The organism is Shewanella alkalitolerans, assembly GCF_019457575.1.
GTDB classification, from domain to species: domain Bacteria; phylum Pseudomonadota; class Gammaproteobacteria; order Enterobacterales; family Shewanellaceae; genus Shewanella; species Shewanella loihica.
Map to the genome: position 1 here is coordinate 3,140,480 of NZ_CP080422.1, position 13,897 is coordinate 3,154,376.

At 52.7% G+C, this 13,897-nt stretch carries 11 protein-coding genes; 5 read left to right on the forward strand and 6 right to left on the reverse strand.

The genetic code is table 11. The features are described from left to right. Window positions 1-142: 142 nt before the first annotated feature. The 6 genes from lipP1 to caiT form a co-directional block, all read right to left on the reverse strand. Window positions 143-1,105: a LipP1 family hormone-sensitive lipase gene (lipP1, locus tag K0J45_RS13730; protein WP_220042965.1), complete on the reverse strand. Its 963-nt coding sequence runs from the start codon at window positions 1,103-1,105 to the stop codon at window positions 143-145. A 165-nt stretch (window positions 1,106-1,270) separates the two neighbouring features. After that, window positions 1,271-2,056 carry a crotonobetainyl-CoA hydratase gene (gene caiD, locus K0J45_RS13735; protein WP_220042966.1) on the reverse strand — a complete coding sequence of 262 codons (786 nt, stop codon included), beginning with the start codon at window positions 2,054-2,056 and terminating at the stop codon, window positions 1,271-1,273. A 57-nt stretch (window positions 2,057-2,113) separates the two neighbouring features. After that, window positions 2,114-3,670 carry a crotonobetaine/carnitine-CoA ligase gene (gene caiC, locus K0J45_RS13740; RefSeq protein WP_220045313.1) on the reverse strand — a complete coding sequence of 519 codons (1,557 nt, stop codon included), beginning with the start codon at window positions 3,668-3,670 and terminating at the stop codon, window positions 2,114-2,116. 8 nt (window positions 3,671-3,678) lie between these two features. Then, entirely contained in the window at window positions 3,679-4,905 is a 1,227-nt protein-coding gene (caiB, locus tag K0J45_RS13745; RefSeq protein ID WP_220042967.1) for an L-carnitine CoA-transferase, read from the reverse strand. Window positions 4,906-5,065: 160 nt separating this feature from the next. Further along, window positions 5,066-6,202, reverse strand: coding sequence for a crotonobetainyl-CoA dehydrogenase (caiA, locus tag K0J45_RS13750; protein WP_011866472.1), 1,137 nt, complete (start codon window positions 6,200-6,202; stop codon window positions 5,066-5,068). A gap of 49 nt (window positions 6,203-6,251) precedes the next feature. Beyond that, a complete protein-coding gene (gene caiT, locus K0J45_RS13755; RefSeq protein ID WP_220042968.1) occupies window positions 6,252-7,796 on the reverse strand; it encodes an L-carnitine/gamma-butyrobetaine antiporter in 1,545 nt (514 codons plus the stop codon). Window positions 7,797-8,701: 905 nt separating this feature from the next. On the opposite strand from caiT, the gene K0J45_RS13760 reads away from it, so the two are divergent. From K0J45_RS13760 to K0J45_RS13780, 5 genes are all read left to right on the forward strand, one after another. Then, window positions 8,702-9,475 (forward strand): electron transfer flavoprotein FixA, encoded by a 774-nt coding sequence (locus K0J45_RS13760; RefSeq protein ID WP_220042969.1) that lies wholly within the window; start codon window positions 8,702-8,704, stop codon window positions 9,473-9,475. Window positions 9,476-9,489: 14 nt separating this feature from the next. Then, complete coding sequence (locus K0J45_RS13765; RefSeq protein ID WP_220042970.1) at window positions 9,490-10,431, forward strand: FAD-binding protein; 942 nt, start codon at window positions 9,490-9,492, stop codon at window positions 10,429-10,431. Window positions 10,432-10,497: 66 nt separating this feature from the next. Next, a complete protein-coding gene (gene fixC / locus K0J45_RS13770; RefSeq protein WP_220042971.1) occupies window positions 10,498-11,790 on the forward strand; it encodes an FAD-dependent oxidoreductase FixC in 1,293 nt (430 codons plus the stop codon). Between the two features lie 20 nt (window positions 11,791-11,810). Continuing rightward, complete coding sequence (locus K0J45_RS13775; RefSeq protein ID WP_350355017.1) at window positions 11,811-12,074, forward strand: ferredoxin family protein; 264 nt, start codon at window positions 11,811-11,813, stop codon at window positions 12,072-12,074. A 429-nt stretch (window positions 12,075-12,503) separates the two neighbouring features. Further along, window positions 12,504-13,763, forward strand: a complete 1,260-nt coding sequence (locus tag K0J45_RS13780; protein WP_258406691.1) for an MFS transporter — start codon at window positions 12,504-12,506, stop codon at window positions 13,761-13,763. Window positions 13,764-13,897 lie beyond the last annotated feature (134 nt).

Consider the following 13,897-nt stretch of genomic DNA (forward strand, 5'->3'; position numbering starts at 1 on the left):
TAATCAGACTAAGATCACTAAGTGATAAGCATGAGACAGTGATATCGACCACAAGCAGCAACTTAAGCGGGGGATGACAGCAGATCCTGCGGCCAACCCCACTTCTCACGATGCTCGTTGAGTTCCGATCGCCGAAGCCCGGCTATTCTCCTTGGAGCGCCAGCAGCGGCCTTACCGCCTCGCTCAGCTCGTCAAGAAAGGTCTGCGCCAGAGTAAAGCGTTGTAACATCTTGATAAAGCCGTGAATCGTGCCTTCATACATCTTGTAAGACACAGGCACCCCGGCCAGTTTTAGCTTCTGCGCATAGTTAAAGCCATCGTCACACAGGGGATCGTACTCAGCGGTATAGATGAGCGCCGGCGGCAGACAGCTATGGCTGGCGGCATCTAAGGGCGAGCAGTAGGGATTCTGCCCGTCGGCTGGGCTGCGAAGATAATGACCCCAATAATATTTCATACTCTCTCTTTGCAAAAGATAACCAGTGCCGTGAAGCTTTGCCGAGTCCGTATCCCAGCCATAATGCACAGCCGGATACACCAGCACCTGACAAGCCAGCAGAGGCCCCATCTCATCTCGCAGGCGTAGGGTTACCGCGGCGGCCAGATTACCGCCGGCGCTGTCGCCCATGATACCGATACGCTTAGGATCCAGCCCCAAGGCCTTGGCCTGCTCAAACACCCAAAGGGTCGCACTGTAGCAGTCGTCCATGGGGATCGGAAACTTGTGCTCGGGGGACTTTTGATAATTTACCGCGATCACCACGGCGCCGGTGCGATTGGCCAGGGCGCGGCTAAAGTGATCATTGGTCTCTATGTTAGACACCACCCAGCCACTGCCGTGGATGAAGATTAAGGCTGGCGCGCCAGCCTCAGGCACCTCTATGCCCAGGGGGCGATAGATACGTACGGGCAGATCCGCCGTCGGACCGGGAATAAAACTGTGGATCACCTCACTGACGGCCTCAGGCGTCTTACCCGCATTGGCGATGGCGAGATCCGTCAGTTCCTGACGTCTGGCCTCGGCTGGCGTCATCGTCTCATAGGCGGGCGCCCCAGAGTCTTTAACCTCTTGTAAAAATTGCGCTACCTCGGGATCGAGTGGCATGACTAACTCCTTATATTTAAAGCGCCTTAGATTGAGTCGTCCCCAAGCTGCGCTCGTTTCACCGTCGCCATTCACAAGGCTCTTCCGGTCTCATCTTGCCGATAAAGATACAGAAATGGAGGCGCCTATTAGGCGACCTCCATCCCAATTTGCGTCTATTGCGGCTTACTTGCCTTGCCACACAGGGTCACGTTTCTCGGCGAAGGCCGCTGGGCCTTCCAGCGCATCTTCAGAATGCAGCACACTCGGATAGTGCTTAAGCTGACCACTGCGGATGTGGGCATAGCCCTGTTCGACCGACAACTCACTCGTCTCGCGATAGATCTCCTTGATGGCCGCCAGGGCAAGTGGTGCGCTCTGGCTGATCTCGTTTGCCAACTCACGAGCCGTCTCCATCAGGGCTTCTTGCTCAACCACACGGTTGACCACACCCCAGCGCAATGCCTCCTGGGCGTCCATGCTGCGGCCCGTCATCATCAACTCGTTGACGATGGGGGCTGGCAGCAACTTAGGCAGGCGCAGCATGCCGCCGCTGTCTGGCACTATGCCTAACTTGGCCTCTGGCAGCGCGAAGCTAGCGTTGTCGGCGCAGACGATCAGATCAGCCGCCAGAGCAAGCTCGAAACCGCCACCGAAGGCATAGCCATTGACCGCGGCGATCACCGGCTTGTCGAGATCGAACAGTTCGGTCAAACCGGCAAAGCCGCCCGGGCCGAAGTCTGCATCTGGTGCCTCTCCCTCTGCCGCCGCCTTGAGATCCCAACCCGCAGAGAAGAAACGCGCGCCGGCACCGGTAATGATGGCGACCCTTAGCTCGGGATCGTCACGAAATGCCAAGAACACCTCCCCCATCTCGTAACTGGTTTTTGCATCGATGGCATTGGCCTTAGGTCTGTCTAAAACGATCTCTAAGATGCTGCCATTACGGGTCACGTGTAATGATTCGCTCATGTTACTACTCCATTGAAGTTATCGCGTGATAACGGAAAATTTGTACGGCTCGGTGCCTCATTGGCACTCGAGCAGTTTCTTATCGACTTTGCAGGTGCAGGTGCGGGGAAAGCTCTTGCGGATCTCCACCACACTGGGCACCTTAAACTTGGCCATGTTGGCGCTACAAAACGCCAAGATCTCCTCTAGGGTGAGTGACTGGCCTGGGGCGAAGATGACAAACGCCTTAACGGCCTGATCTCGAATCGGATCGGCTATGCCGATGACGGCGGCATCCTGGATGGCGGGGTGTGACATCAGCACGTTCTCCACCTCTGTGCTGGAGATGTTCTCGCCCGAACGCTTGATCATGTTGCTCTTGCGATCGACGAAGTAGAACAGGCCTCGCTCATCCACATAGGCCTTGTCGCCGGTGAGCAGCCAACCATCGTCACCTAACGCCGCCCGGGTCGCCTGTGGGTCCTGGTAATACTCCTTAAACAGGCTTCTGCCCGGCACCCCCTTCACCCAGAGATCACCCACCAGGTTAGGGGCCACCTCCCGCCCTGTCTCATCGGTCACCTTGGCTTCATATCCCAGCCCGGGCCGTCCTATTGACGGCCAATGGCGAGGCTCGCCGGGCGTGTCGCCAATCAAGCCCACCAGGGTCTCTGTCATGCCGTAGGAGTTAAACAGGGTCACCTTGAAGCGCGTCTCGAAATCCAGCTTCTCCTGATCTGAGATATGCATGAAAAACAGCATATCCCGCAGACAATGCTGGTCTTCCCCCTCGGCCACGGGTTGCAGCATCAGGGTGCGCAGGATCATCGGCATGCTATGGGTCAGCGTGGCTCGGTAGTCGCAAATCTGCTTCCAGAAACGGCGGGCGCTGTATTTCTCCAACATCACCAGGCAAGCACCGACGGTAAACACCGCCATGGCCGCATTGCACTGAAAATCGATGTGAAAATTGGGCATCATGGAGAGATACCTGTCCTTGGCCGTCAAGCGGGTCTGCCAGGCGGTATAGTGCCCGGCAAATTGCAGGTTGCAGTGGGTGAGCACCACTCCCTTGGGTAGAGAGGTCGTCCCCGAGGTAAAGAGGATCTCCGCGGGGTCTTCGCTTTCCAGCGGCACATGCAGGTCGAGAGTTGGCGCCTGCAGTGCTAACTGATCATCAAAATTCACCCGCCCCGCAAACTGCTCTCCCGCAGCGCGGGCGACAAAGACCTGCTCGAGCCTTTGACCCTTCGCCGCCAACGCCTCATAGATAGGCAGAAAGCTTGGCTCTGTCACCAGGGCGGTGACGTCACACTTGGTCAGTATGTAGCTGCACTCCCCCTGCACATATTGGGTGTTGATAGGCACGATCACCGCGCCTATCTTGGCCAGACCAAACCAGCAGAAGATAAACTCAGGGCTGTTGTACAGCTGCACCGCCACCTTGTCGCCCTTGGCTACTCCCTGTTTGAGGAAGAGGTTGGCCGCCCGGTTGATCTGGGCGTCCAGGGATTGATAGGTAAAGGTGCGGATATCGCCGCCAGCATCTTCATAGATCAATGCCGTGTTATCACTGTACTGCTGAGCACGCTCCTGCCACATGCACCTTAATGTTCTGCTGCCCACGATATCCATCACTTGCCTCACTTACCTTCAAACACCTTGGCAAGACCCTTGGCGCTCAGCGCCGCGATCTCTTCTGCCGAATAACCGATATCGCTCAAAATCGCCTCGGTATCCATGCCGTGCTTAGGCATGCCGCGCCAGATCTTGCCAGGGTTGTTCTTGAACTTAGGCATCACGTTGGGGCCCTTGTAGGCCTTGCCATCGATGTTGGTCCACTCGGTGATCGACTCGCGGGCCTGGTACTGAGGATTTCCTTCCAACTCTGGGATGGTCAGCACCTTGGCACAGGCAATCTTCAGCTCGGCAAAGCGTGCCAACACGGCTTCGATAGTCTTGCCGTTGAGATAGTTGTCCAGGCTGGTCTCAACTTCGTCGCCAAATGGGCATTCCACCCTATGGATAAGCTGAGTGCCCTCTGGGATCTCAGGCGTTGCCCACAGGTGGCTAATGTCCATATCCTTGAACATCTCTTCGATCTGCATGGCACCCACCAGCTCCATAACGATGTAGCCATCGGCACACTTGTAGAGGCCGCAACCGGCATAGTAAGGATCTTTACCTTTGGTCATGCGCGGGCAGACTTCGCCGCCGTTGAAGTAATCCATCATGAAGTACTGCCCCATGCGCAGCATCACCTCATACATGGCCACATCGATACTCTCGCCGACACCTGTCTCACGCACCTTATGCAGGGCCGCCAAGGCCGCCGTGGTCACCGTCATCCCCGAGAAGTAATCGGCGGTATAAGGGAAAGCGGGCATTGGCTGGTCTTTGTCGCCGTTTTGGATCAGGTAACCACTGAAGGCCTGGGCAATGGTGTTGTAGGCCGCAAGGTTGGTGTACTCCTCGGTGCCGTACTGGCCGAAGCCTGACAGGTGAGCGACCACCAGCTTAGGGTTGTGTTGCCATAACACCTCATCTGTGATGCCGCGACGGGCAAAGGCTGGGCCCTTACTGGCCTCGATGAAGATGTCTGTGGTCTCCATCAACTTAAGGAAGGCGTCACGGCCTTCATCCTTAAAGATATTGAGCGACAAGGCGTGTAGGTTACGACGCGACAGCTCTGGATAGTGAGGCTGCACGCGAATGGTATCTGTGTAGGCGACGTTTTCAATCCAGATCACCTCGGCGCCCCACTCGGCCAACATCTGCGCCGCAAAAGGACCGGCAATTTCAATCCCTGAGAACACCACACGCAGGCCCGACAGGGGACCAAATTGCGGAGTAAATAACTTCTTCGACATATCTAACATCCTTTTTTACACAAACCCGTCCCCGGCACTAATACAAAGGCATCAATGCGGTAGCGAATTTACAAACTTAATAGAGTGTGAGGAGGATGGCGGCCATCACACCGCCATCCGTGGGCAGCGACGCTGGGAGCCGCGCCGCTACCCTCCCCGCTTAGCGATATTGTTTCAACACGGCGCGGCCTAAGGTGAGGATCTGCATCTCATCCGAACCACCGGATACGCGGTCGACGCGGATGTCGCGCCACATACGACTGATGCGATGTTCACCGGCGATAGCATAGCCTCCCAGTACCTGCATGGCGGAGTCGATCACCTCGAAGCCGGCATTGGCACAGAAGTATTTACACATGGCCGAATCGCCAGAAGTCATGGTGCCTTGATCGCACTTCCACGCCGTTTCATAGACCATGTTCTTCATGCTGTTGAGCTTGATCGCCATGTGAGCAAACTTGTCTTGGATCAGCTGGAAGCGACCGATAGTCTCGCCAAACTGTACGCGCTGGTTGGCGTACTTGGCCGCATCTTCGAAGGCGCAGTAGGCCGCGCCATAGTTGGTCAATGCCACCAGGAAACGCTCCGAGTCGAACTCTTCCTTCACACGTAGGAAACCGTTGCCCTCGATACCGAACATGTCAGACTCTTCCAGCTCAACCTCGTCGAACTGCAGCTCGCAGCAGCTGTCCATCTTCAGACCCAGCTTAGGTAGCTTGCTCAGCTTGATGCCCGGCTTGGTCATGTCGACAAACCACTCGGTGAAGATTGGCTTCTCGCTGTCTGCATCTTTGGCCATCACGACCACATAGGGGATACCTGCGGCGCTGGTGATGAAACACTTGCTACCCGTCAGGTAGACCTTGCCGTTGCGACGCTTGTAAGTGGTCAGCAGGCTGCCCACATCAGAACCCGCGCTTGGTTCGGTAATGGCCGAGTTCCACATCTGCTTACCCGTGCCACGCAGCGCCATGATCTTATCGATCTGATCTTGGTTACCGTGTCTCAGCACAGTGGCGATACCAGGTAGCTGATACAGTACATAGGTTGGCGCGCCCAGGCGGCCCAGCTCCTCCCAGATCGCCGTCAGGGTCACCATGCCCTCTTCGAAGCCACCGTGCTCCTCTGGCAGCAGCAGGCTATCGATACCCATCTCGGCCAGCTCTTTGACAAACCTTTCAGGGTACTGGCTATTTTCATCACACTCGGCAAAATAGCTTTCCCAGTTCTCCTTCGCCATCAGATCGCGAATACCAGAAACGAATAGCTCTTGCTCGTCGGTTAATTTAAAGTCCATCGTATATTCCTATCTTTACAGTTAACGGCTGCTTAGTGGGAGGGCCCCATTAAGAAGCCCAATTGTTTTTACGTGCATCTTTCAAGAAAGAGATGATCACCAGGATGTTGACGATCACCAGCGGCGCCCCGCCGGCAATGATGGCGGTTTGCAGGGGTTTCAACCCACCCAGTGACAGCAACACGATACCGATCACTCCCACCAACACAGACCAACCCACACGGATCCACACAGGTGGCTCGTTGTCGGCGTCGGCGCCCTTACAGGTCGACATAGCGAGTGTGTAAGAACAGGCATTGATCAGAGTCACTGTGGCGAGGAAACAGAGGATGAAGAAGCCCCACATGGTGATAGTGCTCATCGGCAAGGCAGCCCAGGTCTCGATGATGGCGCGTGGCGCCCCATGATCTTGGATCAACTGGCCCATGTTGATGATGCTTTCGTGCATCAGGTTCACAGTGTTACTACCGAGGATGGTCCACAGGAACCAGGTAGAAGCGGTAAGACCCAATACCATGGTCAGACACAGCTCACGCACTGTGCGGCCACGAGAGATCTTAGCCAGGAAGATACACATCTGGATGCCATACACGACCCACCAGGCCCAGTAGAATACGGTCCAGTCTTGTGGCCAGCTGTCGGCGCTGATTGAGCTGGTATAGAACAGCATGCGTGGCAGGTAAGCCAGCATCACACCGACGGACTCGGTGAAGTAGTTAACGGTAAAGCTGGTCGCACCGATCAGGAACACCCAGAACAGCATGATGATGCTCAGGTAGCTGCGCAGGTCACTGGCGATCTTAATGCCCTTAGTCAGGCCGAAGGCCACACACACGGCGTTGAAGATGATCCACACAGAGATCACGAAGGTATCCACTTCTATGGTGCGCTCAACGCCGAACAACCACTGAATACATTCGGTCACCAGCGGCGTTGCCAAACCAAGGCTAGTGCCCATGGCAAGGATTAGTGCTACCACATAGATGTTGTCGATGAATGTGCCGAGGATCCCCTTGTGATGCTTACCTAGCACTGGGGCCAGGGTACCGCTGGGGCGAACCACATCCATCTTCTTCACAAACAGGAAGTAACCTAAGGCGACGGTAAAGAAGCCATATCCCATCCAAGGCAAGGGGCCCCAGTGGAAGAGACTATAGGCCACACCAAGCTCCTTGGCCTGTACCGACATCGACTGAATTTCGAATGGCGGGTAGGTCAGATAGTAGTATGCCTCTAACGAGCCCCAGTAGAGCACGGCGGCGGAGGTACAGGAGGCGAACATCAAGAAGATCCAGCTTCCTGTGCTGAACTCAGGTTTTTCCTGACCCAGACGGTTGTTGGCATAGGGTCCCCATACCAGCCAACCCCAACCTATGGCCAGGGCAATCATGTACCACTCAAATGCCCATCCCCAAGAGTGGGTCAGATAATGAAATACTTCCTTGATAACAACATTGGCCGCATCGAGATCTCTTACGGTCAAGTAAGAGAGCAATATCACGGCAATCAGAGAAGGGAAAAAGATTTTAGGTTCAATCGTCACCTTTTTCTTTTTCCCTTCTGCGAGATCAAATCCCATGGTTTTTTCGTTCATCTTAATAGATCTCCCTCTTTTTAGGAGGACAATAGGTAAAAGCCAATTTCATCCGTACATTTATGTTTTATCGACAAGCAGACCTCGACCAAACACTTCCACATACAATTGATAAGCAGTTTTTATTTTGTTTCACCACACAACTTTAATTTCATCGCAATTAGCGAGTAATTAAATGGTTAGCAGGCATTTAAATAATACGTAGGCAATCTTATTGTTCAGTGATCGTTATCACGTATAAATAAAATCAATAAAAAGCCATAAAAATAGACCACCCAAATGACATCCATAAGACATAATTAATCGTCGATACGGTCACAAAAAAAATGTGCTCACGATATCAAATTAGAAATAAAAAGTGATTTAAATCATAGTAAAACCAGCTAACGCCATACAATTAAAGGCAAGTAAAACCATAAAATACAGCAACTTATGCTTTGATTAAAATAATAAAACCTAGAATCAAGACAACTAAAAACAAATACTAAATAGGTTATTAGAAAATCTAAAAATGACAGAATAAGTTTGGCTTAACTGGTCATAAGAAAAGCTAAACCATCTTATTAGCCATACTTATACCCTTTTAAACAAAACTAAACAAACCAAGACTTATTAGCCCAACTAATACATCTGTTAGAAACTCTCCAAGGCAAAATTTAAATTCAAAGCATAAATGTGAAGCGTGTAACATCAGATTAAATATTTATGATCCTATAATTGCCCCACAGTCAATCAACAGAATGGCAAATACAAGTTATTTATCGTCTATCTGTAGCGACTACATGTTTAAATCTATTAATGATAATTCTAGATCGTCTGTCTCACTCAACGACAGCAGATCATCAGAATTAATATTTTATCGTTTTGATTAGGCCATAAATAAACACTGATAATTTGGAGATATAATGAAAATTATTACCTGCTATAAACTGGTCCCCGAAGAACAAGACATATCGGTAAATGGTGACGGCTCGCTAGATACCAACAAGGCCGCCCCTAAGATTAACCCTTTCGATCTCAACGCCGTCGAAGCCGGTGTACAGCTTAAAGCTATGGTTGAAGGCAGTCAGCTCACCGCCCTAAGCGTTGGCGGCAAGGCACTGGATAATCCCAAGGCACGCAAAGATATCCTCTCCCGTGGTCCTGACGATCTGACGCTAGTGATCGATGAGCAATTTGAAGCACTACTGCCCCATCAAACCGCACGTGTTCTTGCTAGCGCAGCACGTCAGTGCGAGTTTGACCTGATCCTCTGTGGCGATGGCTCGGGCGATCTATTCGCCCAACAGGTGGGCATGCAATTGGGTGAACTGCTTAATGTCAGTTGCATCAATGCCGTCAGCAAGATTGTGTCGGCTACGAACAGCACACTAACGGTAGAAAGAGCCCTGGACGATGAAGTTGAAGTGCTGGAGATCGACCTACCTGCAGTGCTCTCAGTTTCTGCCGACATCAATGAACCTCAGATCCCATCGATGAAGACGATTCTGGCGGCGGCGAAGAAGCCCGTTACCACACTCGACACCCAAGCGTTGGCTCTGGAAGCGCTACCTAAACTGGTCGACGCCATCAGTGTTGTCGCACCTAAACAGGCCGAGCGCGCACAGATCATCGTCGAAGGTGACGATGAGGCGCAAATCGCGGCCTTTGCCGACCATCTACGTAAAGCAATGAACTAATCGAGGGGAATACGATGAGCAAACTATCAAATGTATGGGTATTTAGTGATATTGCCACACGTCTACCCGAGACCATCGCCGGTGGTCGCGCCTTAGGTGAAAAAGTCTCTGCCTTTATCATCGGCAGCGAAGCCGATATCGCCACGGCCTACTCCTACGGCGCCACGCATGTCTATTACCTTGGCAACAAGGCCGATGCTCAGATGGTGGAAGACTATGCAGCTACCATGAGCCAAGCGATCAATGACGGCGACAAGCCAACCCTCGTTTTGCTTCCGGCCACCAAGCGCTGCAAGGCACTGGCAGCAAAACTCAGTGTCCAGCTTGAGGCTGGCCTAATCAACGATGCCACCGAGGTAACCCTAGATGAAGGCGTCACCGCCAAACATATGGTCTATGGCGGCCTGGCCATAGGTACTGAGAGAATCACCTCCCCCGTGGCCCTGGTCACCCTGGCCAGCGGTGCCTTTGAGCCACAAGCGGCCGATACCTCACTAACGGGTGAAGGGGTCTCCTTAGCTTTCGTTGCGCCTAAACAGGCCATTCGCTGCATCGAGCGCCGCGTCAAACAAGGCAACAGCGTCGATCTGGGTAAGGCCAAGCGGGTTATCGCCGTCGGTAGCGGCATCGGCAACCTGGACAACCTGGCTCTAGCAGGCGAACTCGCTACAGCCATCCAAGCTGAACTCGGCTGCTCACGCCCTATCGCCGAGACCGAGAAGTGGATGGAGCGCGAACGCTACGTGGGCGTGTCGGGTGTCATGCTTAAACCCGACATCTACCTTGCCCTGGGTATCTCAGGGCAGATCCAGCACATGGTGGGCGCCTTAGGTTCTCAAACCATACTCGCGGTCAACAAAGATAAGAACGCGCCGATCTTCCAATACGTGGATTACGGTCTGGTAGGTGACATCAACAAGGTACTACCAGCCCTTATTCAGGCCATGAAAGGCTAGGCAGATCAAGGCGGAGAGCCGGGCCTAGGGCTCGGCCTCCCTCCCCCAACACAAGAGTGACTAGATATGTCAGAAGAAGCATTTGACGCGATCATCGTTGGCGCCGGGCTCGCAGGCTGCGTCGCCGCCTATGTCCTAGCCAAAGAGGGCGCCGATGTATTGGTGATCGAGCGCGGTAACTACGCCGGCAGCAAAAACATGACGGGTGGACGCCTCTACGCCCATAGTCTGGAGAAGATCATCCCAGGCTTTGCCAAAGAGGCTCCCATAGAACGCAAGGTCACCAAGGAGAAGGTCACCTTCTTGACGGATGATACCGGCGTCACCCTGGATTACCACAACGGCCGCGATCAGAGCCCGCTGCAGGAGTCTTACACCCTGCTTAGGGGCGAGTTTGACCAGTGGCTCATGGGCAAGGCCGAAGAGGTGGGCGCTCAGTTCATCACAGGGATCCGAGTGGACGAGATCCTCACCCAGGATGGCAAGGTTATCGGTGTTAAGGCCGACGGCGATGAGCTTACCGCCAAGGCGGTGATCTTGGCCGAAGGGGTCAACCCCATTTTGGGCGAACAGCTAGGCATGGTGAAGCCTAAGGTAAGCGCCGATGCTATGGCGGTCGGTGCCAAGGAGCTAATCGAGCTCCCCGAGTCGGTGATCAAAGACAGATTTAACCTCAAGGATGACGAAGGCGCCGCCTGGCTATTTGCCGGCTCCCCCTCCAATGGCCTGATGGGTGGCGGCTTTATCTATACCAACCGCAATAGCATCTCCCTAGGCATAGTGTGTGGCCTGCATGGCATAGGTGAGTCGGATAAGAGCGTGCCACAGATGCTGGAAGACTTTAAGAATCACTCGCTCATCAAGCCTCTCATCGAAGGTGGCAAGCTACTGGAATATTCAGGCCATGTAGTGCCCGAGGCGGGTCTCAACATGGTGCCTAAGCTGGTTGACCATGGCGTGCTGATCACCGGCGATGCTGCGGGATTCTGCCTAAACGTCGGTTACACGGTTCGCGGCATGGATCTCGCCATCGCCTCTGGAGAGGCTGCGGCCAAGGCAGTACTCGCGGCGCGCGCCCAGCAAGACTTCTCAGCCCAGGGGCTGAGCAGCTACCAGAGGCTGCTGGAAGAGAGCTTCCTGATGAAGGATATGAAGCTATACAAGCAGCTACCCGCCTTCATGGAGACGCCGCGCATCTTCAATCAGTATCCCAAAATGGTCGCCGACATCATGCACCAGATGTTCACCATAGACGGAACCCCTGCGCAGCCACTGCGCAAGACGTTGCTGAAACACTGCAAAGAGGTGGGTTTCATGAACCTAATCAAAGATGGTTATAAAGGAGTCACATCAATATGACCGAAGCAGTCAATGTCGACGTGAAATTGGGTGTCAATAAGTTCTATGTCGATGAGGGACACCCGCACATCATTTTAAAAGACAATCCCAATATCAAGGAGTACCGCAAGCTGGTCAACGCCTGCCCCGCGGGTCTCTACAAATTGGAGCAAGACGGTAGCGTACGTTTCGACTCCGCCGGTTGCCTGGAGTGCGGCACCTGTAAGTTTCTCTGCGGCGAGACCATTCTAGAGAAGTGGGAGTACCCGAGAGGAACGTTCGGCATCGAATACCGCTACGGATAACCCGTTTGGGATATAAATAAGTCTTTAATCGTTATTATCGCGCCAATAATATGGCAAATAGATATCGGCCATTCAAATAAATGAACACTTGAAACGATATTAATCATAAAAGTTTTATTGCGCGCGATAAAAAAATAACCAAAGCCCTACACCGATCACGAAGTTATAAATTAACAATTAACAGACTTTAAAACAGAACAAAAAACTTGGTTACATCACCGTTTACAAAATGTAAACCAGATAAAATAACAGCGCGGGTCGATGATTATAAAAAGATCAAATGTACAAATTTAAACCTGTGTACATATTAACGCCCGGTACAACCTGACAAGTTGTGATTTAAATTAACAAGTTAAGTCGGTGGTTAGAAGCATGAAATCAAAGAAGAGTTTCGATGATTTGGAGTTTACTCCGCTTCATAAAAAAATAATGTTATGGGGAAGTGGGGGTCCTTTCCTCGATGGTTATGTTTTAGTGATCATAGGGTTAGCCCTACAACAACTCACTCCCGCCCTAGAGCTGGATGCCCAATGGATAGGACTGGTAGGAGCCGCGACCCTGGTCGGCCTGTTTATCGGTACGGCGCTATTTGGTTATGTCGCCGATCTTTTTGGGCGCAAACTGATGTTCATGATAGATATCATCGCCATCGCCGTCCTCTCCTTCGCCACCATGTTCATCTCCTCCCCCATAGAACTGGTGATATTGCGTTTCTTGATTGGCATAGTCATAGGCGCCGACTACCCTATCGCCACCTCTATGGTCGCCGAATTTTCCCCAACGAAACAACGCGCCTTTACCATGGGCTTCATCGCAGCCATGTGGTACGTGGGCGCGACCGCCGCCAATATGGTGGGCTATCTGCTATACGATGTCACCGATGGATGGCGCTGGATGTTTGGCAGCGCTATCGTCCCTTGCCTGGTTATCTTGCTCGGACGCTTCCACCTGCCGGAATCTCCCAGGTGGCTGCTGAAGAAAGGCCGTATAGAAGAGTGCAAACAGGTGATGCACCAATTTTTCGGCAAAGATATCAGCCTGAATTTTGAGACTGCAGAGCAGACTAAATACAGCAAGTTATTCGAGGCAGTTTATTTAAAACGTATCCTGTTTGTCGGCATTATCTGGACCTGCCAGGTGATCCCTATGTTCGCCATCTATACCTTTGGCCCGGAGATCATCGAACTCTTGGGCTTCACCGACGGTAAAGATGCCGCCCTTGGAAATATTGTCATCAGCATCTTCTTCATGGCGGGCTGCATTCCGGCCATGTACTGGCTTAACTCCATAGGTCGTCGCCCCCTGCTCATCGGCAGCTTCGCCATCATGACAGCCGCCCTAGCGGTGCTGGGAATAGTGGATACCCCGAGTATCTGTCTGATTGTTGCCGCATTTGCCATCTACGCCTTCTTCTCCGGTGGCCCGGGGATCTTGCAATGGCTATATCCTAACGAACTGTTTCCGACAGAGATACGCGCCTCGGCGGTTGGTGCCGTGATGTCTTTCAGCCGTATAGGCACTATCGTCTCCACCTATGGCTTACCACTGTTCATGGCGACCTATGGCATCTCAGCCACCCTGCTAGTTGGCGCGGCGATCTCCCTGCTTGGGCTACTGGTTTCCATCTTTATGGCGCCGGAAACCAAGGGGCTGACACTGGAGACCACCAGCTCGGTGGACTTTGAGTAGCACCATCCTAACTGGATGAATGACGAGTATTATCGGCATGAAGAATAGGACAATACAGACAGCTTAATAAATAACGCTTTCGATAGTTAATTAATCAGAAATAAAACATTCAATAAATTATTACCACTCTTGCA

Bases quoted from the DNA above. Each gene is read 5' to 3' on its own strand.
- caiC (WP_220045313.1), bottom strand. From the start codon at position 3,670: ATGGATATCGTGGGCAGCAGAACATTAAGGTGCATGTGGCAGGAGCGT.
- K0J45_RS13765 (WP_220042970.1), top strand. From the start codon at position 9,490: ATGAGCAAACTATCAAATGTATGGGTATTTAGTGATATTGCCACACGT.
- caiB (WP_220042967.1), bottom strand. From the start codon at position 4,905: ATGTCGAAGAAGTTATTTACTCCGCAATTTGGTCCCCTGTCGGGCCTG.
- lipP1 (WP_220042965.1), bottom strand. From the start codon at position 1,105: ATGCCACTCGATCCCGAGGTAGCGCAATTTTTACAAGAGGTTAAAGAC.
- K0J45_RS13780 (WP_258406691.1), top strand. From the start codon at position 12,504: ATGTTATGGGGAAGTGGGGGTCCTTTCCTCGATGGTTATGTTTTAGTG.
- K0J45_RS13760 (WP_220042969.1), top strand. From the start codon at position 8,702: ATGAAAATTATTACCTGCTATAAACTGGTCCCCGAAGAACAAGACATA.
- caiD (WP_220042966.1), bottom strand. From the start codon at position 2,056: ATGAGCGAATCATTACACGTGACCCGTAATGGCAGCATCTTAGAGATC.
- caiT (WP_220042968.1), bottom strand. From the start codon at position 7,796: ATGAACGAAAAAACCATGGGATTTGATCTCGCAGAAGGGAAAAAGAAA.
- caiA (WP_011866472.1), bottom strand. From the start codon at position 6,202: ATGGACTTTAAATTAACCGACGAGCAAGAGCTATTCGTTTCTGGTATT.
- fixC (WP_220042971.1), top strand. From the start codon at position 10,498: ATGTCAGAAGAAGCATTTGACGCGATCATCGTTGGCGCCGGGCTCGCA.